Source organism: Nonomuraea sp. NPDC049504 (assembly GCF_040676845.1).
Taxonomy (GTDB): Bacteria; Actinomycetota; Actinomycetes; order Streptosporangiales; family Streptosporangiaceae; genus Nonomuraea; species Nonomuraea salmonea.
Genome location: NZ_JBFAPT010000006.1, coordinates 1 through 20,689, shown reverse-complemented (window position 1 = coordinate 20,689; position 20,689 = coordinate 1). Strand labels below are relative to the sequence as shown.

Annotated in this window: 16 protein-coding genes and 1 tRNA gene; 8 read left to right on the top strand and 9 right to left on the bottom strand. The window is 73.1% G+C overall.

Annotated features, from left to right (window positions below):
* Positions 1-34 precede the first annotated feature (34 nt).
* Both AB0K28_RS13665 and AB0K28_RS13660 read left to right on the top strand, forming a co-directional pair.
* Positions 35-910 (top strand): oxidoreductase, encoded by an 876-nt coding sequence (locus AB0K28_RS13665; protein ID WP_345399507.1) that lies wholly within the window; start codon positions 35-37, stop codon positions 908-910.
* Positions 907-1,629 carry an SDR family oxidoreductase gene (locus AB0K28_RS13660; RefSeq protein ID WP_345399504.1) on the top strand — a complete coding sequence of 241 codons (723 nt, stop codon included), beginning with the start codon at positions 907-909 and terminating at the stop codon, positions 1,627-1,629. The genes AB0K28_RS13665 and AB0K28_RS13660 overlap by 4 nt, the downstream gene beginning before the upstream one ends.
* Positions 1,630-1,638: 9 nt before the next feature.
* Here the strand turns inward: AB0K28_RS13660 and AB0K28_RS13655 are convergent, their stop codons facing one another.
* Positions 1,639-3,951, bottom strand: coding sequence for a hypothetical protein (locus AB0K28_RS13655; RefSeq protein WP_364368986.1), 2,313 nt, complete (start codon positions 3,949-3,951; stop codon positions 1,639-1,641).
* A gap of 275 nt (positions 3,952-4,226) precedes the next feature.
* On the opposite strand from AB0K28_RS13655, the gene AB0K28_RS13650 reads away from it, so the two are divergent.
* A complete protein-coding gene (locus AB0K28_RS13650; RefSeq protein ID WP_364368983.1) occupies positions 4,227-5,042 on the top strand; it encodes a hypothetical protein in 816 nt (271 codons plus the stop codon).
* Positions 5,043-5,095: 53 nt separating this feature from the next.
* Here AB0K28_RS13650 and AB0K28_RS13645 read toward each other — a convergent pair whose 3' ends face one another.
* The 3 genes from AB0K28_RS13645 to AB0K28_RS13635 all read right to left on the bottom strand — a co-directional run bounded on the left by AB0K28_RS13645 (position 5,096) and on the right by AB0K28_RS13635 (position 13,307).
* Complete coding sequence (locus AB0K28_RS13645; protein ID WP_364368980.1) at positions 5,096-7,579, bottom strand: PEP/pyruvate-binding domain-containing protein; 2,484 nt, start codon at positions 7,577-7,579, stop codon at positions 5,096-5,098.
* A 1-nt stretch (position 7,580) separates the two neighbouring features.
* On the bottom strand, positions 7,581-8,273 hold the full coding sequence (locus AB0K28_RS13640; RefSeq protein WP_345399483.1) for a helix-turn-helix domain-containing protein: 693 nt from the start codon (positions 8,271-8,273) through the stop codon (positions 7,581-7,583).
* A gap of 63 nt (positions 8,274-8,336) precedes the next feature.
* Positions 8,337-13,307: a tetratricopeptide repeat protein gene (locus tag AB0K28_RS13635; protein WP_364368977.1), complete on the bottom strand. Its 4,971-nt coding sequence runs from the start codon at positions 13,305-13,307 to the stop codon at positions 8,337-8,339.
* A 148-nt stretch (positions 13,308-13,455) separates the two neighbouring features.
* On the opposite strand from AB0K28_RS13635, the gene AB0K28_RS13630 reads away from it, so the two are divergent.
* The 3 genes from AB0K28_RS13630 (at position 13,456) to AB0K28_RS13620 (ending at position 15,170) form a co-directional block, all read left to right on the top strand.
* Positions 13,456-14,001 carry a hypothetical protein gene (locus tag AB0K28_RS13630; protein WP_345409628.1) on the top strand — a complete coding sequence of 182 codons (546 nt, stop codon included), beginning with the start codon at positions 13,456-13,458 and terminating at the stop codon, positions 13,999-14,001.
* 40 nt (positions 14,002-14,041) lie between these two features.
* On the top strand, positions 14,042-14,419 hold the full coding sequence (locus AB0K28_RS13625) for a hypothetical protein (protein WP_364368974.1): 378 nt from the start codon (positions 14,042-14,044) through the stop codon (positions 14,417-14,419).
* Between the two features lie 67 nt (positions 14,420-14,486).
* The gene (locus tag AB0K28_RS13620; RefSeq protein ID WP_345399471.1) at positions 14,487-15,170 is read left to right on the top strand and encodes a DUF6766 family protein; all 684 of its coding nucleotides are present in this window, start codon (positions 14,487-14,489) and stop codon (positions 15,168-15,170) included.
* On the opposite strand, the gene AB0K28_RS13615 is transcribed toward AB0K28_RS13620, so the two are convergent.
* Positions 15,095-15,943: a pyridoxal-phosphate dependent enzyme gene (locus AB0K28_RS13615; protein ID WP_364368971.1), complete on the bottom strand. Its 849-nt coding sequence runs from the start codon at positions 15,941-15,943 to the stop codon at positions 15,095-15,097. The genes AB0K28_RS13620 and AB0K28_RS13615 overlap by 76 nt on opposite strands.
* 43 nt (positions 15,944-15,986) lie before the next feature.
* On the opposite strand from AB0K28_RS13615, the gene galK reads away from it, so the two are divergent.
* Entirely contained in the window at positions 15,987-17,102 is a 1,116-nt protein-coding gene (gene galK, locus AB0K28_RS13610; RefSeq protein ID WP_345399465.1) for a galactokinase, read from the top strand.
* Between the two features lie 112 nt (positions 17,103-17,214).
* Here galK and AB0K28_RS13605 read toward each other — a convergent pair whose 3' ends face one another.
* From AB0K28_RS13605 to AB0K28_RS13590, 4 genes are all read right to left on the bottom strand, one after another.
* Positions 17,215-17,991, bottom strand: coding sequence for an enoyl-CoA hydratase-related protein (locus AB0K28_RS13605; protein ID WP_364368968.1), 777 nt, complete (start codon positions 17,989-17,991; stop codon positions 17,215-17,217).
* A 40-nt stretch (positions 17,992-18,031) separates the two neighbouring features.
* Complete coding sequence (locus AB0K28_RS13600) at positions 18,032-19,186, bottom strand: nitric oxide synthase oxygenase (RefSeq protein WP_364368965.1); 1,155 nt, start codon at positions 19,184-19,186, stop codon at positions 18,032-18,034.
* A gap of 236 nt (positions 19,187-19,422) precedes the next feature.
* Positions 19,423-19,836 carry a hypothetical protein gene (locus tag AB0K28_RS13595; RefSeq protein ID WP_364368962.1) on the bottom strand — a complete coding sequence of 138 codons (414 nt, stop codon included), beginning with the start codon at positions 19,834-19,836 and terminating at the stop codon, positions 19,423-19,425.
* 163 nt (positions 19,837-19,999) lie between these two features.
* Positions 20,000-20,074 (bottom strand) — tRNA-Asn (locus AB0K28_RS13590).
* A gap of 127 nt (positions 20,075-20,201) precedes the next feature.
* Here AB0K28_RS13590 and AB0K28_RS13585 point away from each other — a divergent pair.
* A complete protein-coding gene (locus AB0K28_RS13585; protein ID WP_345399452.1) occupies positions 20,202-20,519 on the top strand; it encodes a YtxH domain-containing protein in 318 nt (105 codons plus the stop codon).
* The last annotated feature ends 170 nt before the right edge of the window (positions 20,520-20,689 follow it).

Here is a 20,689-nt window from a genome sequence, read left to right as displayed (position 1 = left end):
GGGACATCACACATCATCGGAGTCATCACCTGTCATGAGCAACGATCACACCCCTGTCTGGTTCATCACCGGCTGTTCGACCGGCCTCGGCCGGGCGCTCGCCGCCGCCGTGCTCGACCGCGGTCACCGCGCCGTGGTCACCGCCCGCTCGCCCGAGCAGGTGGCCGGCCTGGTGGCCGCGCACCCGGGCCGCGCCCTCGCCCTGCCCCTCGACGTCACCGACCGGCACCAGGTCGAGCGGGCGGTGAAGGCGGCGGAGGCCGAGTTCGGCGGCATCGACGTGCTGGTCAACAACGCCGGGTACGGCTATCTCGCCGCCCTGGAGGAAGGCGAGGACGACCAGGTCAGAGCATTGTTCGAGACGAACGTGCACGGCCTGGTCGACGTCACCAAGGCCGTCCTGCCCGGCATGCGCGCCCGGCGCACCGGCCACGTCGTGAACATCTCGTCGCTGGGCGGGCTGGCCGCGTTCGGGGCGACCGGCTACTACCACGCCACCAAGTTCGCCGTGGAGGGGCTCTCGGAGTCGCTCGCGGCCGAGGTGGGGCCGCTGGGCATCAAGGTCACGATCGTGGAGCCGGGCGGGTTCCGTACGAACTGGTCGGGGCCCTCGATGCGGCAGTCCGAGACCCGCATCGCCGACTACGACGACACGGCCGGCGCCCGGCGCGCGTCCACCCTGGCCACCTACGGCCACCAGCCGGGCGACCCCGACAGGGCCGCCGCGGCGATCATCACGGCGGTCGAGTCGCCTGAGCCGCCGCTGCGGCTGCTGCTCGGCAAGGCCGCCTATGACGTCGCCACCGCCCGGCTCACCACGCTCAAGGCCGGTTTCGACGCCTGGCGCGAGCTGACGCTCAGCGCCGACTACCCGGCCGACCACCCGGCCGGCACCAAGGAGGAAGCATGAGCAAGATCGTTCTCATCACCGGCGCGAGCAGCGGCATCGGCGAGGCCACCGCGCGCCGCCTGGCCGCCGACGGCCACATCGTGGTGCTCGGCGCGCGCCGCGAGGACCGGCTCGCCGAGGTCGCGAAGGCCATCGAGGCGGACGGCGGCACTGCCGACGTGCGGCGGCTGGACGTCACCGACCGCCAGGACGTCACCGCCTTCGCCGACGAGGTCGCCCAGCGGTACGGCCGCTTCGACGTGATCGTCAACAACGCCGGCGTGATGCCGCTGTCCCGGCTGGATGCGCTGCTGGTGGACGAGTGGGACCGGATGATCGACGTGAACGTGCGCGGCCTGCTGCACGGGATCGCCGCCGCGCTGCCCCACTTCCAGCGGCAGGGCGCCGGCCACTTCGTCACCATCGCCTCGACCGGCGCGTACGAGGTGGTGCCGACGGGCGCGGTCTACTGCGCGACCAAGTACGCCGCCCGCGCCATCACCGAGGGCCTGCGCCTGGAGCTGGACCCCGCCATCCGCGTCACCACGATCTCGCCCGGCGTCGTGGAGTCCGAGCTGGCCGACTCCATCACCGACCCGGGCGCGCGGGAGAAGATGCGCACCTACCGGGCCCACACCATCTCCCCGGACTCGGTCGCCGGCGCCATCGCGTACGCCATCGGCCAGCCGCCCGGCGTGGACGTCAACGAGCTGATCATCCGCCCGACCCACCAGCGCTGAGACCTGTGGTCAGGGGTGAGGGCCGCTGTTGGGCAGGCCCTCGCCCTCCGGTTCGAGTGCGTAGGCGATGCCCGCGTCGACGTCGCTGTCATAGCCGGTCCGGTACGCCGCCGCGTAGGCGTTGTCGCCGAGGACGGCCCTGGCCTGCGCCTCGCACGCCCTCCGCGCCGCCACCCACTCGGGCACGCTGGCCTGCGCCTGCCCGTGGTTGCTCCACACCCGCTGGGCCAGCCCGAGCAGCCGGGCCGCGCGCAGGGAGTGACCGGCCGCGCCGGCCGCCAGCGCCAGCAGGTCGACGGTCAGCCCGATGCCGAACGTGTCGTGCAGCCGCCGCTTGGTCCGTAACGCGGCCTGCCCGTAGCGGACGGCGGCGGCCAACCGTCCGCCGCCCAGCTCGGCCTGCCCGCGCAGGAAGTCACCGTGGGAGCGCATGAGCTGCTCGCCGCGCCCGTCGCACAGCGCACGCAGGTCGTCGAGGACGGTGACGGCCTCATCGAGCCGCCCGGCCACGGTCAGCGCGTGAGCCCGGCAGAGCAGCGCCAGCAGGCCGGCGATGGTGGGCGGCTCGTCGTTCCACCGGTCCTGGTAGGCGGGCTCCGACTCGGCCAGGACCTGAGCGAGGTCACCTCGGATGACCCCGACCGCCGATCGCAGCGCCCTGGCGCAGACGGCGGCGTAGATCTCGACGTGCCCGACCTGCTCATAGGCGGTGAACCCGCCTGCGGAGGCCGGAGCGGCACGCCTGTGCGCCGCGGAGAGATCGCCATGGGCCGCGGGCTCCTCAGCGGGAGCCGCGGGCACGTCGCCGGGGGCCGGAGGGATGGTCGCGTGGAGGTCGCCGGCGACCATGGCGATCTGCGTGGCTCGTTCTTCCGCGCTCTGCGCGTCGCCCTGCGAGGCGGCCAGGAGGCCGTCGGCCCACAACGCCTGGATGAGGGCGGGTTCGGGGCGGCGGGCCCGCGCGAGGGCCTGGCGGAGGTGGTGGCGGCCCTCCTTGGCGTGGCCGCAGCCGTACCAGAAGAAGGCCAGGACGCCGGCCAGCTCAAGAGCGGGACGGCCGTCGTCGGCGGACAGCGCGACGTCAAGGGCGGCGCGGAGGTTGTCGTGCTCGCCCACCATGCGGTCGTACCAGGAGAGCTGGCCGGCCCCGAGCCAGCCGGCGGCGCCCTTGATGGACAGCGCCAGGTAATGCTCGCGGTGGCGCTGCTTGAAGCGCTCTTCCTCGCCGAGGTCGCGCAGCCGGCGGGCGCCGTACTCGCGCAGCGTGTCGAGCATGCGGTAACGCTCGCCCGCGCCGGTCGGCAGCCAGGTCAGCACGGAGTCCTCGGCCAGGGCGTCGAGCAGCAGCCCGACGTCGCTCTCCGGCAGCCGCTCGTCGGCGCAGACCTGGCGGGCGGCCTCGGCGTCGAAGTCACCCGCGAACACCGACAGCCGCGCCCACAGCAGCCGCTCCGCGGGCTCGCACAGCTCGTGGCTCCAACCGACGGCGGTGCGCAGCGCCTGGTGCCACGACGGGTCATCGGGGGCCGCGGGGTCGGCGCCGAGCGCGGCGAAGCGATCGTCGAGCCGGTCGGCGAGGTAGCCGAGGGGCAGGGTGCGCAGCCGGGCGGCGGCCAGCTCGATCGCGAGCGGGATGCCTTCGAGCCTGCGGCACAGCCGGACGACGGCCTCCTGGCTCTCCTTGCCCAGGTCGAAGCCGGGAACGGTCTCGGCGGCCCGCTCGGCGAGCAGCGTCACCGCGTCGCCCGCCGGCGCCGTCGTGCCGGCGGGCGGGACGACCAGCGGCTCGATCACGACCAGCGTCTCGCCCGCGACCTCCAGCGGGCGGCGGCTGGTGGCGAGGACGTGCAGCCCCGGCACGGCGTCGAGCAGCGCGGCCACGACCTCGCCGCAGGGGCCCGCGAGATGTTCGCAGCCGTCGAGGACGATCAGCAGCTCACGCCCCGACAGGTGCTCGGTCAGCACCTCGGGCATGGGGCGCGCCGTCTGGTCGGACAGCCGCAGCGCTCCGGCGACCGCGTGCGGCACGAGGCCGCCGTCGCGCAGCGTGCACAGGTCGACCAGCCAGGCGCCGCCGCCGAACTCGGCCCGCAGCTCGGCCGCCGCGCGCAGCGCCACGCGTGACTTCCCGACGCCTCCGACGCCGGTCAGCGTCACCAGGCGGGATCGCCGGCAGGCCGTACGCACCTGGCCGAGCTCGGCGCGGCGGCCGACCAGGCTGGTCAGCTCGGGTGGGAGATTGCCCGCCTGCCACTTGCCTGCCATCGTGATCGCCACCCATCCGGCCGGGGAGTGTGACAGCAGCTTGCCCCATGACGGCACGCTCCGTCACCAAAAGTAAGGAAGCAACTACTCCGATGCTGGAGATGGTGCGCCCGTGCCAGGGGTGACGTCAAGGGCGCGCACGCGCTGCCGGTCCAGTACCGCGGCTTCCACGACGCCGAAGAGGGTTTCGGTTGCGTGTGGCTGCTCGGAGATGGTGTTCGGTGCGTTTGCGCAGGTCAAAGGCGGTGGAACGGGTCGCGTGGCGTGCCCGGCGAGTCGCCCCGCGTCGTGAGAGATTCCGAACAGTAGCTCCTGACCTTGAGGAACTTCCCGTGGCACACGATCACCAGGACCGGCGGGTCAGCCGGCGACGACTCATCACCGGCATCGGCTCGCTCGGCCTCGGCGGCCTCCTGACCGCGGGCGACCCCCGCGCCGCCGGCACTCTGGCCGACGTCCCGGCCTCCGCGTTCGACTCCGACACGCACGCCAAGGCTCAGGCGCTGCTCTCCAGTGCGCAGACGTGCAGGCTGACGCCCAGCACCAAGCAGGGCCCGTACTACTTCGAGACCGGCTCCGTCCGCAGTGACCTGCGCGAGGACCGCCAGGGCGTACGGCTGCGGCTGGCGCTCAAGGTCCAGGACGGCGGCACCTGCCGGCCCCTGCCCGGCGCCGCCGTGGAGGTCTGGCACTGCGACGCGGGCGGCCTCTACTCCGGCGCGGAGACGCAGTCACGAGACGTGCTGACCGGCGGCGACAAGGTCCGGGTCAGGCCGGGAACGGTCTTCACCGACCTCACCCCGTCCGACCGGCGCCGCTACCTGCGCGGCGTCCAGCTCACCGACCGCGACGGCATCGTCCGCTTCACCACCATCTGGCCAGGCTGGTACCCGGGCCGCACGGTGCACGTCCACGTGATGGTCATGGTCGAGGACCAGCGAGCCCTGTGCACGGAGATCATGTTCGACGAGAAACTGAACAGCCAGGTGCTCGCCACGCCCGCCTATCTCGGCCACCAGCAGCCCAGGGACACCTTCAACACCAACGACCCGATCTTCAGGAACGACATGCTCGCCCACGTCGTCAAGGACGGCCCCGGCTACCTCGCCGCCACCGTCCTCGCCACGGACCACGACGAACGAACATGAGCAGGCAAGGGACCAGATTCCGGGCGCCGGTGCGAGCGACTTGACGGGGACTTTCACTCCAGCAGCTCGACGGTGCCGCGTTCGCCGTCCACCCTGATGCGGTCGCCGTCGCGCAGGCGCATGGTCGCGTTGCCGGTGCCGACGACGGCGGGGATGCCGAGCTCGCGGGCCACGATGGAGGCGTGCGACAGGGGCGCGCCCATGTCGGTGACCACGGCGGCGGCGCGGGGGAACATCGGGGTCCAGCCGACGTTGGTGAGCGTGGTGACGAGGATCTCGCCGGGCTTGAGCCGGTCGCCGTCCTCGGGGCCGGCGAGCACGCGGGCGACGCCCTCGACCACGCCGGGCGCGCCGGGGAAGCCGGTGACGGTGTCGCTCACGGGGGCGGCGGGGCCGCGCGCGTCGTAGAGGTCGGCGCGGCGGGCGGGGTCGGCGGCCCAGCGTACGGGGTCGAAGGCGCCGACGATCAGCACCGGGTAGGGCGGCAGGGCGGCGTACCGCTCATAAGTGGCCCGCCGGGCCGGCACCTTCTCCAGGACGGACCGGTCGCCGCGCAGGAGGCGCAGCAGCTCGTCGAGGTGGAGGAAGAAGGCGTCGTCGCCGGCGCCGGTCAGCTCCCCCGCCCGTACGGCGAAGGCGCGCAGCACCCAGAACGCGCGGACCGACTCCGACCGGGCGGCCTCCCGGTCGCGGACGACGGCGTTCCACCGCCGCACCCGCGCCCGCATCGCGGCCTCCTTGCGGGGGTGGCGCCGGGCGAAGCGGGCCCACGCCTCGTCCCTGGCGGCGCGCTGGCGTTCGAGGAGCTGCTCGGTGCCGGCCCGCAGGTCGCCCACGCCGGCGAGCTGGGCGTCGATCCACGCGGGGTCCTCGCCGGGCCGCGGGATGGACACCTCGAACTCGTGGGGGCCGCGATGCCCGTACGCGCGGGCGAACTCGTCCCTGCCGATCTCGCCCGCGGCCAGCCTGGACAGGCCGGTGAGCAGGCCCATGCTGGCCAGCTCGCCGTCGGCGTTGACGCCGGTCAGCATGGCCTCGGCGTCGATCTCGCCCACGAGCTTGTAGAGGCGGTGCCGGGTCATGACGAGGGTGGCGCCGCCCTGCCGCCCGGCGGCCTCCAGCATCTGGAAGGCGGTGACCGCGTGCGGGCGCAGCTCGCGTTCCCACAGCTCGGCCAGCTCGGCGGCGGTCGCGGCGGCGGCGACGCGGCCGCGCAGTTCCTCGCACCGCGCGGGCGAGGCGGCGAGGAACGCGGGCATGCCCCGCAGGTTGCGGCGGACCCTGAGCCTGATACCCACGGCCACCGGCAGCACCCGCTTGACGATCTGCCACCGTGACAGGCCGACCAGCGGCACCTCCAGGCCGGGCGGCAGCTTGCCGAAGACCTGCTCGACCGCGCCGAGCAGGCTCTTCACGCCGATGGCCGCGGCGACGGCGTGGACGACGCTGAGGTTCATGTAGAACCGGCCGCCGATGTTGCCGACGAGGTCGAAGCCGGGCAGGGTGCTGGCCGACATGGCCTCGGCGATGAACAGCCGGACGTACGACCAGGTGATGGGGGTCATCACGTCGGGGATGGCCTCGCCCAGGTTGCCGCCGGTCCACAGATGATCGCCCTTGAGGCTGTCGTTCCACTCCTCCAGGGGCGTGGTGAGGCCGGTGATGGGCCGGGCCTGGACGATCGCGAACGCGCCGTCGCGCCTGGCCCACTCGACGTCCATGGGGACGCCGTACAGGGCCTGGATGCGGGCGCCGAGCCCGGCCAGCGTCACGGCCTCGGCGTCGTCGAGCACGGGCGCCTCGCGCCGCGGCTCGGGCACCGGGCGCTCCTCGGTGCCGGTGGCGGTCCGCACGGTCATGACCTTCTTGTCACCGGTACGCGACTCCGCCACCCGGCCGCCGCGCACCGTGATCACGTCGGGCGTGACCTGCCCGCCGACGACGGCCTCGCCCAGCCCCCACGAGGCGTTGATCACGGTCGCCTCGCGGTCGCCGGTGACCGGGTCGGCGGTGAACAGCACGCCGGCCGCGTCGGCGTCCACCAGCTCCTGGACGACCACGGCCAGCGCCACGTCGTCGTGCGGCACGCCGTACCGGTCGCGGTAGGCGATGGCGCGGGGGTTCCATAACGAGGCCCAGCACCGCCGTACGGCGTCGAGCAGGTCCTGGCCCCTGACGTTGAGGTAGCTGTCCTGCTGGCCGGCGAACGACATGCCGGGCAGGTCCTCGGCGGTGGCGGACGAGCGCACGGCGACGGGCACGTCGTCGCCGAGGCCGGCGTAGGCGCGCAGGATCTGTCCGGCCAGCTCGTCCGGCACGTCGTGGGCGGCGAACAGCGCGGGGATCGCGTCCGGGTCGCCGGCCGAGAGGATCTCGTCGCGGAACCCGGCGACGAAGGCCCGGTAGGCGTCGGTGGTGATGTGGAACCCGCGCGGCACGGGCAGCCCGGCCCTGCTCAGCCGGGCCAGGGACGCGCCCTTGCCCCCGGCGGTGGCGAGGTCGGCGGCGGGGTCGTCGAGGGGGAGCACGGCACGCACGTCATACCTCCAGGGAGAGCGCCAGCTTCTGCTGGGCGGCCTCGGTCATGGCGTCGAGAAAGCGGCGGGTGGCGCGCGCGACGGCCTGCTCGCCGCCGGGCGGCAGTGGCCCGCCGGGGCTCAGCGTCCGCTCGATGGCGGTGGTGACCAGTTCGGCGATCCGCTCGTCCGGCGGCTTGACGCCCGGCAGGAACAGGAAACCGTAGACGATCGAGGTGATGACGACCACCTGCTCACGCGGGTCGCCGTCGATGGCGCCGATCTCGGCCAGCTCCTCCGCGTACGCGTCGAGCGGTCCGCCGGGCGGCAGCCGCGGCCCGCTGTCGTGCTTGCGGCGGGTGAGCTTGCCGAGCACCTCGGAGTCGCCGCTGAGCACGGCCCGCATCAGCGGCCGGCCCAGCAGCGCCAGCGCGAACAGGCCGAACAGCTCGCCCGGCGCGGCCGGCTCCCGCTCGCGCACCTCGGCGACCAGGCGCACCCGCTCGCGCCGCAGCAGGGCGGTGAACAACTCGTCGCGGGTCTTCCAGTGCAGGTAGATGGTGCCTTTGGCGACGCCGGCGCGCTGGGCGACGTCGTCGATCGTGGTCTTGTCGTAGCCCCACCGCAGGATCAGCTCCGTGGCGGCGTCGAGGATCCGGTGCGCCCGTTCGAGCCGGCGCGCGGGATCCTGCGGTGGCCGTCCTGTCCTGGCCATGCCGAAATCACCTCATTTGTTTGACCAAATGAGGCTATCCGGTCATTTGATTGTCGGCAACTCTCAAGCGAGCTTGCTCAGCAGCGCCTCCGCCTCAGGAGCGAACGACGGGTCGCCGGTCTCGACCACCCTGACCAGCAGGCGGCGGGCCAGCTCCAGGTCGCCGCGCTCGAACCGGATCTCGCCCATGCGGCAGGCGGCCTCGGCGACCAGCTCGTCCTGCTCGCTCAGCCCCAGCGTCAGCTCGTAGAAGCGGAGCGCGCCGTCGCGGTCGCCCAGCCAGTAGCACAGCTCGCCCAGGTGCGCAGCGGCCAGCCCCGACTCGGGATCGCCCGAGTCGATCACCCGCTGGTACCAGTTCAGCGCCTCGGGATAGTCGCGCTCGCGCTTGGCCAGCGCGCCCAGGAACATGGCGCCCAGCGCGCTGTTGTGCCCCTGGCCCTCCTCGACCGCCCTGCGGTACCAGGCGCGTGCCCGCAGCGCGTCCTCGTCGTGGTACGTCTGCCCGAGCGCGAGCATCGCCCGGACCGCCAGGTCGGCGTCACCGGCCTCCATGACCTGGAGGTAGACCTGCCGGCCCGCGTCCACCTGGCCCGACTCCACGAGCGTCTGCGCGTACAGGGTCAGCGCGGTCAGATCGCCGTCCCGCGCCGCGTCCTCCAGCGTGCGCAGCGACGCCTCGATGTCGCCCTGCTGCTCCTGCAGGATGCCGAGCAGCCCGCCGAACACGCCGCGCGCCGGGCTGTCCGCGTCGCCCGCCTGCCGCGCGGCCAGGGAGTAGACGGCCTCGGCGTCGCCATCGGCGTCCAGCAGCTCCAGCAGCCGGCCGTCCGCGAGGAACCGCACGTCGGGGTCCTCGTCCCTGCTCAGCCGCTCGTACGTCTCCCGCGCCCGGCCCGTCTCCCCCAGCTCGGCCAGCCGCTGGGCCGCCTCCAGCTCCGCGTACGGGCCCGTCCCCGCCAGCGCGAAGTAGCCGGGCACCGCGTCCGGGTCGCCGCACCGGCCGCCCAGCGCGCGGGCCGGCTCGGCGGCGCGCTCGCCCATCAGCGCGAGCACCCGCAGGGCCAGGGCGTGCTCGCCGCGCTCACTCGCCTCCTGGGCGAGCCCGGTCAGCGCCTCCTCGGCGAACTCGTCCACGGGGGTGCCGAGCACCGGAGCGAACGCGCGGGCGGCGGCGTCGATGTCGCCATCCTCGTACGCCAGCACGCCCAGCCGCATCCCCGCCCTACCTGCCGCCGCCTCGTGACCTGAGCCGGCGGCGATCCGCAGCTCGCGCTCGGCCCCTTCGCGGTCGCCCAGCTCTTCAAGGACGCCGGCCAGGTTCACCCGCATCGAGGCGGCCTGCCCGTCCGGCGCGGCCTCGACGCCCCGGACCAACACGGCGGCGGCCTCCTCCCTGCGGCCCCTGAGCGCCAGCGAGGCGCCCAACGCCCAGTGGCCCATGCCCACGGTCTCCGGGTCGCCGCTCGCCATCGCCAGGCTCGCCTCGGCCTCCACGGCGTCGTAGTCCTCGTCCCGGACCAGCGTGGAGAGCAGCCTGCGGCGGGACTCCAGGTCGCCGCCCGCCGCCGCCTCGGCCAGCACCTCGCGGGCCCGCCGCGGCTCGCCGCGCTCCCTGAGCAGCTCGGCGGCCAGCTGACCGGTGCCGGGCAGGCCGGCCATGGCGGCCTCGACCGCGCCGTCCAGGTCGCCGCGGTGGTGACGGACGACCGCGATGTCGTGCCAGGCGACGGGCGCCGTATCCGGGTGCTCGGTGGCCCGCAGCAGGTACACCTCGGACAGGCTGTGGTCGCCGTTCCTGGCGAGCAGCGCGCCGAGCTCGAACGCGGCCGTGGGGTCGCCCTCGGCGGCCAGCACGCGCAGCAGCGCCTCCGCCTTGTCGTCGTCCAGCTCCGCCGCCGCGTCCAGGGCATGGGTCACGGCCTCGTCGCGCTCGGCGCCCTCGGGGAACGCGGCCAGCAGGTCGGGCACCCGCGCCACGTCGCCGTCCCGCAGCGCGAGCAGCAGCGCCGCGAGCGGCCGCGAACCGGTCAGCTCGGCCAGCGCCGCCTCCGCTCCGGGCCGGTCGCCCTCGGCGTCCAGCACCCACGGCAGCTCGTCGGGGGCGGCCCTGCCGAGCAGGTGGCGGGCCGTCGCGCCGTCCAGGCCGTCCTCGTCGGCGGCGGCCCGCTCCAGCGCGAACCGCGCCGCGTCGTCGTCCCCCGCCGCCCGCAGGCTGCGCCCGGCGGCCAGCATGGTCTCCGGCTCGGAGTCCGGGTCGAGCGCCGCCGCGCGCTCGAAGGCCGCCTTGGCCGCCTCCAGCTCCCCGGTCCCGGCCAGCAGCACCCCGAGCAACCGCTCCGCCTCAGCCGTCTCCGGCACCCGCGGCCCCTCCGCTACGGAAGCGGCGGCCGGGAAGGTGCCGGGCTCTCCGTCCTGGCCGAGAGCCTGGGAGGCTCCCGTGACCAGGGAGGGCTCCTCCCCCGCCCCGATCAGAGTCGCGAGGGCGGCTCGGGTGTCGCCGCGTTCGTGCAGGTGCTGGGCCACCAGCACGCGGCCGTCCGCGCCGAACGCCGCCGTCAGCCGTTCCACGGCCTCGGGCACCCGCCCGAGGTCCACGAGGGACCGGCCGAGCAGGAGGGCCGCGTCGCGGTCGTCGGCGGGCAGGCGGGAGAGCACCTCCACGGCGTCGGCGTGCTCCCCGAGGCCGTGCAGCAGCTCCCCGGCCTCGCGCAGCCCCAGCCGGTCGAGCTCGTCGTCCTCCCCCAGCGCCGCGAGGTACGCCATGACCGCTCCGCGCGGGTCACGCGCGTCGACGCGCAGCGCGCCGAGCAGGCAGGCGGCGTAGCGGCGCAGCTTCGGATGCCCCGACTCGACCACCATCGCCAGGACGCCGTCGGCCGCATCGATCTCCCTGGCGTGCTGCCAGGCGTTCGCGCACCTGATGGCCAGCCGGGTCACCACGGACCACGCCTCGCCCTCGGGCATCGCGCGGGCCGCGGCGTCGAAGTCCCGGTCGAGCACCAGCCGCCCGAACGCGCTGAGCGGGTCGGTCCCGTGCTCCAGCGCGGCCCGCGCGCCCGCCAGGTCGTCCAGCCCGAGCCGGGTGACGGCCAGCGGCAGCACTGCGTGCTCTGGCGTGCCCTCGGCGACCATCCGCTCGTGCAGCCGGCAGGCGGCGAGCAGGTCGCCCTGCCGCTCGTAGATCTCGGTCAGCGCGAGCGCCGCCTCGACGCGCAGCCCGCGGTGCGGCCCCGCGAGCACCTTCTCGTACGCCGCCCGCGCCGATCCGGGATCGTCGTCGGCCACGACCGCGCCGAGCGTGGCGCCCACCCAGGGGGCCAGCGCGGGATGCCCCTCGGCGAGTGCACGTTCCAGCAGCTCGGTGGCCTGCCGCCGGTCGCTCAGCACCTCCTTGCCGAGCACGGCCGCGTACGACAGCGCCAGCGGGTCGCCGCCGCCGGCCGCCGACAGGAACAGCTCGGCCGCGTCGGAGGCGTCGTACCCGCTGGAGACCAGCACGTGCGCGAACACGGCGGTGCCGAGCGCCGCGACGGCCGGGTCGAGGTGCTCGGTGGCGGCCCGGTAGGCGCGCAGGCCCTCCTCCCTGCCCAGCCAGTGATGGTCGAGCAGGGCGCCCAGCACGGGATGCGGCTCGTCACCCGGCGCGCGCAGCAGTTCGAGCAGCACCGCCGCCTGGAAGCCCTGCGGCACGTCGTCGCCCTCGGCCACGTACGTCAGCAGCTCGTCGGCCTGCTCGGGGTCGCCGTCGCGCAGCTCGACGCAGGCCAGCGCGAGCATGGCGCGCGGCGCCTGGACGGGCACGCCGGAGTCGGCGGCCCTGCGCAGCAGCAGCCGGGCCCCGGCGAGGTCGCCGTCGCGCAGCCGCGCGAGGCCGTCGTCGACGTCGTTGAGCGCCTGCTCGGTCACCGGGTCGGCGGGCGGCTGCCGCCTGGCGTCGTGCTCCAGCAGCAGCGTGGCCTTGAACGCGGTGTCGGGGTCGGCGTGCCCGGCCGCCAGCAGGGCCAGCTCCATGGCCTCGTCGTGCACCTCGGGCTGCTGTTCGAGCAGCATGCCGAGCAGCGTGACGCAGACCGAGGACCACTCGCCGTCGCCCGCCTCCAGCACGGTCCTGATCGCGGCCAGCGCGGCGTCGCTCTCCCCCGCCTCGGTGTGCAGCTGGGCCAGGCACGCCTGGGCCTGCATGGCGTGCTCGCGGTGGCCGCTGGCGATCACCCGCTGGAAGATCGCCCTGGTCTCCTTGTCGTCGCCGAGCTGCGCGGTGACCTTGGCCAGCTCGATGAGCGAGGGCAGCCGGACGTCGGGGTCGGGGTGCTCGGCGGCGACGCGGTAGGCGGCGGCCGATTCGGCGTACTCGCCGAGGTCGACCAGCACCGCGCCGAGCAGGTTGTGCGCCATGGCGAGGTGGTCGGGGTGGCCGACGGCGATGGCGTGCTCGCACACGGCGCGGGCCTGGTCGAAGTCGCCCGCGTCGGCGTAGATCCGATAGAGCTGGAACGCGGCCAGCGACACCACCCCGGGGTCGCCGCAGGTCAGCAGGGCACGATAGTCGTCCTCGTCCTCGGCGGCGGCGTACAGCTCGTGCGGCGGCGCCTGCGCGACCGGGATCTCGGGCAGTTCCAGCCGGGCGGCCAGCTCGGCCACGGCGGGGCTGTCACACCTGCGGGCCCGCTCCAGCGCCTCCTGCGCGCCCGGCGCGTCGCCGAGCTGCGTGCACACCAGCACCAGGGCCGTGTCGGCGAGCGCCGCCACCTCGAAGTCGGCGCCGTCGGAGGCGATCATCAGCACGCGGTGCGCCGCCGCCCACTCCTTGGCGTTGACGAGCATCATCCCCATCGCCATCGCGGAACGCTGCCCGAACACCGGGTCCCCTGACTGGATCACCGAGCGGTGCGCAGCCTCGGCGCCGTCCAAATCCCCCTGCTCCTGCAGCAAACCGGCCAGCAGATGGGACGCCTCCGGATCCCCCGTCGCCGCGATCTGCCTGAACAGCACGGCGGCCTGGTCGAGATCTCCGGCTCTCCAGTGGCTCATGGCCGCATCCAGCTGCTCTGACGCCATACTCACTCCAAGGTCATCGGACAATGTGAAAAAGCTACACATGTGTCACCGGCGTCACACGGCGATTCGAGATCTCAGGTCCGCCCGCGAGGAGGGCGGGGAGCGCCGTAGCGTAGTGCTCATGGGCAGAGCGTTCTGGATCGATCAGGAGTTCGACAGAGACCGTGATGGGCGCTATGCCGTACACGTGCGGAAGAACCTCGACGGCTTCGAGTGGGGGGACATCGCGCCCGTACGGTTCGCCTGCACGGCGTGGGAACTGGCCACGCCGCCGTCCCTGACGCCCGGCTACGTCCGCTGGGACCGCCGTGTCCTCGAGGCCACCTGCCACCGCAACACCTGGGACGGCACACTCTACGCCCGCGTCCGCATCGTCTCCCCGCTGCCCGACGAGCTGCGCCGCTCCCGCGCCTGGTGGCGCGACCGCGGCTGGACGGACTGGCAGGAGACCTTCGGCCAGTACGTCGAGCCCAGCCAGCAGGACCTCGCCCGGGTGCCCTTCCTGCGCGCGTCCCTGCTGGTCGAGGCGCCGCTGCCGCTCGACGACCTGCCGCCCGAGCCGGAGGGCCCGCACGACGACGTCGAGCGGCGCGCCCACCGCGCGGTGACCGTGCTGGCCCGCGAGCTCAACGCCCTCGTCGCCCCGGTGCTCGACCAGCTGAGCTGACCCTCCGCATGCGTGATCCTCCTGTGGGTAGCGGCACGCCATGAGAATGGTGATCGTGCTGGCGTTGGCCATCGGGCTGACCGGCTGCGCCGTGGACACGGCGGCCCCGGCGCGTACCGCCGAACGGTTCCACGCCGCGCTCTCCGCCCACCAGGAGGAGGCCGCGTGCGCCCTGCTCGCCGGACAGACCGCGGACAGGCTGCCCGACCCCGGCCAGAGCTGCGCCACCGCCCTGCGCGAGCTGCGGCTCGGCCCCGGCGGCGCCGTCACCGGGGTGAGCGTGTGGGGCGAGGAGGCCCAGGTACGGCTGCGCGGCGACACGCTCTTCCTGCACCGCTACGCGGACGGCTGGCGGGTCAAGGCCGCGGGCTGCGAACCGGCCGGCGACCTGCCGTACGACTGTGAGGTGGACGGCTGATGCGCACGATGTTCACGCTGACCCTGCTGCTGATCGTGGCCGGCCTGGCCTGGTTCTTCGTCCTGGGGTGGTCGAGACTGTGAAGTGGATCAAGGAGAACTCGCTGGCCCTGACGTTCCTCGTGCTGTTCCTGCTGGCGGTGGCGGGGCAGGCGGTGGCGGGCATGTTCCACTACAACGACGAGCAGGTGGCCCAGGGCGGCGAGCCGGTGTCGCTGCTGTCGTACGTGGCCTCCTCGTCCTACGCCGTGGACGTGGCCGAGAACTGGCAGTCGGAGTACCTGCAGTTCTTCCTGTTCATCATGCTCACCGTGTGGCTGGTACAGAAGGGCTCGCCCGAGTCGAAGGAGCTGGACAGGGCGGGCGCCGAATCCGACGAGGACCAGCGCGTCGGCCGTCACGCGGATCCGGACTCCCCGCGCTGGGCCAGGGCGAAAGGGCTGCGCCTGTGGCTGTTCAGCAACTCGCTCGGGCTGGTGATGGGGCTGATCTTCCTGCTGTCGTGGCTGGCGCAGTCGGTGGCCGGGCAGGCGGCCTACAACGCCGAGCGGCTGGGCGACCTGCGTGACCCGGTCTCGTACGGCTCGTACGTCACCTCGGGCGAGTTCTGGGACCGCAGCCTGCAGAACTGGCAGTCGGAGCTGCTGGCCGTGCTGTCGATGGTGGTGCTGTCGATCTATCTGCGCCAGCGCGGCTCGCCCGAGTCGAAGCCGGTGGGCGCGCCGCACACCTCGACCGGCGTGGAGGGCTGACCGGTGATCACCGCGACGACGCGGGTGCCGGGGGCGAAGGCGCCCTGGCGGGCGAGGGCGAGGATGCCGTACATCATCTTGGCCACGTAGATCCGCTCGAAGCCGTGGCGGGCGGCGAACGCCTCCAGCTCGGGCGTGGTGCGGGCGTAGCCGCCGAAGTGGTGGCCGAGGTCGATCGACCAGTTGCCCGAGACACGCCCGTACGCCTCCCGCTGCAGCCTGGCCACCTCGCCCTCCAGGAACCCCGCGCCCTTGAGCACCGCGAAGCCCAGCGCCCGCCGCCCCTCGGGCAGCCCGGCCGCGATGCCCGCCAGGGTGCCGCCGGTGCCGACCGGGCAGCAGATGACGTCGTAGTCGTCCTCGATCTCGCCCGGCAGCTCCGCGCACCCGCGTACGGCCGCCGCGTTGCTGCCGCCCTCGGGCAGGATCGCGACGTCCTCGCCCCACCGCGCGCGCAGCCCCGCCAGCACCTCCTCGGTGTCCTTGCGCCGGTAGGCCGCGCGGTCGAGGTACGTCAGCGTCATGCCGCAGGCGGCGGCGCGGGCCAGCACGGGGTTGAGCGGCAGGTGCTCCTCGCCCCTGATGACGCCGATCGTCTCGATGCCGTGGCGCGCCCCTGCCTCGGCCACCGCCCTGATGTGGTTGGAGTACGCGCCCCCGAACGTCAGCACCCGCGCGTGCCCCAGGTTGTACTTCAGCTTGCGCGGCTTGTTGTCGTCGTGCCGCAGGAAGACCCGGACCTGGCCGAGCGCTGGATCCAGGAACTCCTCCATGGCGCTAGTCTACGGACGGGTCCTTGTTGAGGAGTGTTGGATCATGCGCGTTGTTGAAGCTTTTCGTGCCGCCTTCGGCGCGTCCCCGCAGACCGTCTGGCGTGCGCCGGGGCGCGTCAACCTGATCGGCGAGCACACCGACTACAACGACGGCTTCGTGCTCCCCTTCGCCGTGCCGTGGGGCCTCACGGCGGCGCTCACCCCGCGCGCCGACGGCGTCGTCCGCCTGCTGTCCCTCCAGTCCGCCGACGGCGAGCCCGTCGTCATGGAGACCCGCGAGGAGTCGCGCGGCTGGACCCGCTACGTCGTCGGCGTCCTCGCCATGCTCGGCGACCGCGTCGCCGGCGCCGACATCGCCATCGACGGCGACGTGCCGCAGGGCGCCGGGCTGAGCTCCAGCGCCGCCCTGGAGGTGGCCGTCGCCTCCGCGCTCAACGACGTGCACGGCCTCGGCATGACGCCCATGGAGCTGGCCCTGCTCAGCCAGAAGGCCGAGAACGACTTCGTCGGCATGCCCTGCGGCATCATGGACCAGGCCGCCTCCGCCCTGTGCGAGGAGGGGCACGCCCTGTTCCTCGACTGCCGCTCGCTCGGCTCCCGTTCCATCCCGTTCGACCTGGCCGCCCACGGCCTGAGCCTGCTCATCATCGACACGCAGGTGCACCACGAGCACGCCGGCGGCGAATACGCCAAGCGCCGCGCCGAGTGCGAGTCGGCGGCGCGCAAGCTCGGCGTGCCCGCCCTGCGCGACGTCACCGACCTGGCCGGCGCGCTGGCTCAGCTGCAGGGCGACGAGCGCAAGCGCACCGAGCACGTCGTCACCGAGAACCACCGCGTCGAGGCCCTCGTCGGCCTGCTGCGGGCGGGCGCCGTCACGGAGATCGGCGCCCTGCTCAACGCCTCGCACCTGTCGCTCAGGGACCTGTACGAGGTGTCGTCGCCCGAGCTAGACGTCGCCGTCGAGGCCGCGCTCAAGGGCGGGGCGCGCGGGGCGCGGATGACCGGCGGCGGCTTCGGCGGCTCGGCCATCGCGCTGGTGCCGGTCGAGCGGCTGGAGAGCGTGCAGGAGTCGGTGTCGGCCGCCTACGCCGAGCGCGGCTACCAGGCCCCGCGCTTCCTGCCGGCCACCCCGGCCCAGGGCGCCCACCGCATCGCCTGACCGCTCAGCTCGGCTTTCGGGGCGGCTTTCGGAGCGGCTTTCAGGGCGGCTTTCGGGGCGGCTTTCGGAGCGGCTTTCAGGGCGGCTTTCAGGGCGGCTTTCAGGGCGGCTTTCAGAGCGGCGGGAAGTTCGGGGGGCGGCGCTCCAGGAAACTGGCGACGCCCTCCGCGAAGTCGGGCCGCCCGAACGAGGCCATCATCTCGTGCGTGGCCGTCTTGGCCGCGTCGTCGAGGGTGGCCTCCCAGTCGTGCCAGACCTGCCGCTTGATCACCGCCAGCGACGCCGGGGAGCTGTGCACCGCCAGCTCCCTCGCGTACGCCAGCACCTCCTCCATCAGCGACTCCCCCGGCACCGCCCGGTTGACCAGCCCCAGCTCGTACGCCTCCTTGCCGGTGAACACCCGCCCCGACAGCAGGATGTCCATCGCCCGCTGCTGCCCGATCACCCGGGGCAGCACCCACGACAGCCCGTACTCGGCGACCAGCCCCCGGCGCGCGAACGCCGTCGTCCACTTCGCCTCCTCGGCGGTGAACACCAGGTCGCACACCAGCGCGTGTACCATCCCGAGCCCCGCGCAGGCCCCGTTGACGGCCGCGATGATCGGCTTGCGGACCGTCGTCGGGTACGTGTTCGGGCGCGGGTCGGGCACCTCGTCGTACGCGCCGCTCTGGATGGCGCTCAGCGTCTTGAAGTCGGCGCCGGAGCAGAACCCCTTGCCCGCGCCGGTGACCACCACCACCCGCACGCCGGGATTCGCCTCCGCCTCCGCCAGCAGGTCGAAGTAGCGCCGGCCCAGCGCGCCGGTCCACGCGTTGAGCGTCTCGGGCCGGTTGAAGGTGAGGGTCAGCACGCCCTGGTCGTCGAGCGTGGAGAGCACGAGTTCCGCCATGCCCCCAACAGAACCATGTTCTAGGCGCGGAAGGCAAGGTTCAGTCGTGGTGGACGAAGGCGGGGGTGAGGACACGGGTGTCGTAATAGCGGTGGAAGACCGGGGTGGCGCTGCCGGACATCGGCGGCACGATCCACGACCAGTCCGCCGGGCAGACCCGGCCCGCCTTCTCCTCCCGTTCCAGGTGGGTGAGGAAGCGGCGCGACTCGGTGTGATGATCGGTCATGGTCACCCCCGCCCGCTCGAACGAGTGCAGCACCGCCACGTTCAGCTCCACCATGGCGTGGTCGCGCCACAGCGAGCGCTCGGAGGAGGTGTCCAGGCCGAGCCGCCCGGCCACCACGGGGAGCAGGTCGTACCTGTCCGCGTCGGCCAGGTTGCGGGCGCCGATCTCGGTGCCCATGTACCAGCCGTTGAACGGCGCACACGGGTAGCACAGGCCGCCGATCTCCAGGCACATGTTCGAGATGGCCGGTACGGCGTGCCAGCGCAGCCCCAGCTCCTCGAACCACGGATACTCGGGATGCGTCAGCGGCACCTCCAGCACGGCGTCACCCGGCAGGTTGCACAGCAGCGGCCTGCCCCGGCCCGGATGGATGATCAGCGGCAGCACGTCGAACTTGCCGCCCCTGCCCTGCCAGCCCAGCGCCTGCGCGGCCTCGGTGAGCGCCACGTTCGCCGGGTCACCGACGACGCCGTCCCTGGTCCGGTAACCGGCGTACCGGATGAGCTGGTCGTTGAGTATCCGCGGCCCGCGCAGCGCGGGCGTGTCAGGCGGCAACACGGTGATGGTCGGCCTGATCTTCCCCGCAGGGGCCTGCGCACCCGCGCCGGAGCCGGTGGCCGCGCGCAGGTGCGCCACGCACTCCAGCGCCAACCCCTCGGCCGTGCTCACCTCCCGGCGGTCGCGCACCTTGAGCGAGCGCCAGTACAGCCGGCCGATGCAGCGGTTGCTGTTGCGCCAGGCCACCCGGGCGCCGAACTCGAGCTCCTCGTACGTGTGTGTGTAGGTCCCGTAACGGGCCACGTCTCTGGCCACGTCACGGAGCCTGGCCTGCAGACCGCCGGCCGAGGGATGCTCGGCGTGGTAGAGCCTGATGAAGCGCTCCGCCTCGCGGAGGTCGATGGTGCACCCGTTCACCGTCCGTACGGCGGGCGCGTCGAAGGGACGAAGGGACCTGATCCAGGTAGACACGCGGCAACCAGCACTTCTCGGTCATCGGATCGCCCCACCGATTCCGGGTCGGCGGCACGTCCTGCTGGAGGCGCCCTCTCCCCGCCTCCGCGACTCCTGCCCGCGGCTCCGGCCGTACCGACCGGCCCCGCCATCCTGCCGCCCCACCGGACACCTTGTCCCGCGTTTCCCGAAATCCCGTCACCATCTCACTACATAAGGTGAAATAAGACGCAGCTTCCGCAGACCAGGGGCCGTCACCGGCGCGGCATTCCCTCCCACACGCAGGTGAGATGGATCAGCCCCGTTTGCCGCCACCGCTTCCCCACGACCTTCCTCGGCAGCTTTCGCGCCGGAACGGCGATGGACAGCCGCTCCTCCGGCACGACCACCACCTCGCCGTCGCCACCCGCCTGCACCGGCTCGACGACCCGGACGGGACCGACGTCACCGACCTCGACCAGCTCGTCCACGGCACGGTCAGAGAACCGCACCTTCCTGCCGTCACGCGTCCAGCACGTCAGCTTCCCGCCGCGCAGGATGCGGTCACCGTCCATGACCCGCTCACCGATCACCCGGACCGGCCCGTCATCGGCCAGCGCCGACGTGGCCATCCCCCCGAGCCCGAGCGCGGCGGCGGTGACGACGATCGCGAGACGTCGCGTCAACATGGGGTCTCCCTCCCCGAGGCGTTGTGACGCTCCGAGGCTCGCCCACCACACCTGAAGCCCCGCTGAAGACACCAGAACCGATCTTCAGGCGCACCCGCCCACCACAAGCGGACACCAGACACGACGAAGGCCCCCTCACCTACTGGTGAGAGGGCCCGCACTGTGGCTCCCGCGATTGGACTCGAACCAATAACCTGCCGGTTAACAGCCGGCTGCTCTGCCGTTGAGCTACGCGGGATCGAACCGTTTGCCCACTTCGTCGGGGCTTTTCGGGCCCCGTCGCGGTGCGCATGAATAGATTAGCGCACTCCTGGAGTGCGTGTCGCATCGTGAGCGGGGTAGGCCCGTGACAGCGGAGGTGCAATATGCGTTATCGGATGACATTCGCTGTTGGTCTGGCGGTCGGCTATGTGTTGGGCAGCCGGGCCGGCCGCGAGCGCTACGAGCAGATCAAGCAGACGGCGCAGCGCGTCGCCGACAACCCCCGGGTGCAGGAAGTGGCCGGGATCGTCGGTGCGCAGGCGTCGAAGGTCGCCGGGAAGGCCAGGACGAGGGTGGGTGACACGCTGCAGCAGCGGATCCCGTTCCTCGGCTCGCACGACAATCAGCCCGACTCGGGCACCGGCTGGCCCGACGAGGAGGGCGTCGAGCAGAAGGCCCGGGAGAGCGGCATTCCGTACTAGCCAGACGGACGGCATGGGCGTGAGGCCGTACACCCCCGCTCGCCCATGCCTGTACCGGCGGACCCCTGAGAACCCCTAGGGCGCGTTTCGGAAGTGATCTGAGTGACGGTCGCGTTGAGGTGTCGTAGATCGACAAAAGAAGAGGTCTCCGGTAGATGAGTCAACGACCA

Bases quoted from the DNA above. Each gene is read 5' to 3' on its own strand.
- AB0K28_RS13640 (WP_345399483.1), bottom strand. From the start codon at position 8,273: ATGGCCAGGACAGGACGGCCACCGCAGGATCCCGCGCGCCGGCTCGAA.
- AB0K28_RS13595 (WP_364368962.1), bottom strand. From the start codon at position 19,836: ATGTTGACGCGACGTCTCGCGATCGTCGTCACCGCCGCCGCGCTCGGG.
- AB0K28_RS13605 (WP_364368968.1), bottom strand. From the start codon at position 17,991: ATGGCGGAACTCGTGCTCTCCACGCTCGACGACCAGGGCGTGCTGACC.
- AB0K28_RS13665 (WP_345399507.1), top strand. From the start codon at position 35: ATGAGCAACGATCACACCCCTGTCTGGTTCATCACCGGCTGTTCGACC.
- AB0K28_RS13660 (WP_345399504.1), top strand. From the start codon at position 907: ATGAGCAAGATCGTTCTCATCACCGGCGCGAGCAGCGGCATCGGCGAG.
- galK (WP_345399465.1), top strand. From the start codon at position 15,987: ATGCGCGTTGTTGAAGCTTTTCGTGCCGCCTTCGGCGCGTCCCCGCAG.
- AB0K28_RS13635 (WP_364368977.1), bottom strand. From the start codon at position 13,307: ATGAGCCACTGGAGAGCCGGAGATCTCGACCAGGCCGCCGTGCTGTTC.
- AB0K28_RS13615 (WP_364368971.1), bottom strand. From the start codon at position 15,943: ATGGAGGAGTTCCTGGATCCAGCGCTCGGCCAGGTCCGGGTCTTCCTG.
- AB0K28_RS13585 (WP_345399452.1), top strand. From the start codon at position 20,202: ATGCGTTATCGGATGACATTCGCTGTTGGTCTGGCGGTCGGCTATGTG.
- AB0K28_RS13630 (WP_345409628.1), top strand. From the start codon at position 13,456: ATGGGCAGAGCGTTCTGGATCGATCAGGAGTTCGACAGAGACCGTGAT.
- AB0K28_RS13625 (WP_364368974.1), top strand. From the start codon at position 14,042: ATGAGAATGGTGATCGTGCTGGCGTTGGCCATCGGGCTGACCGGCTGC.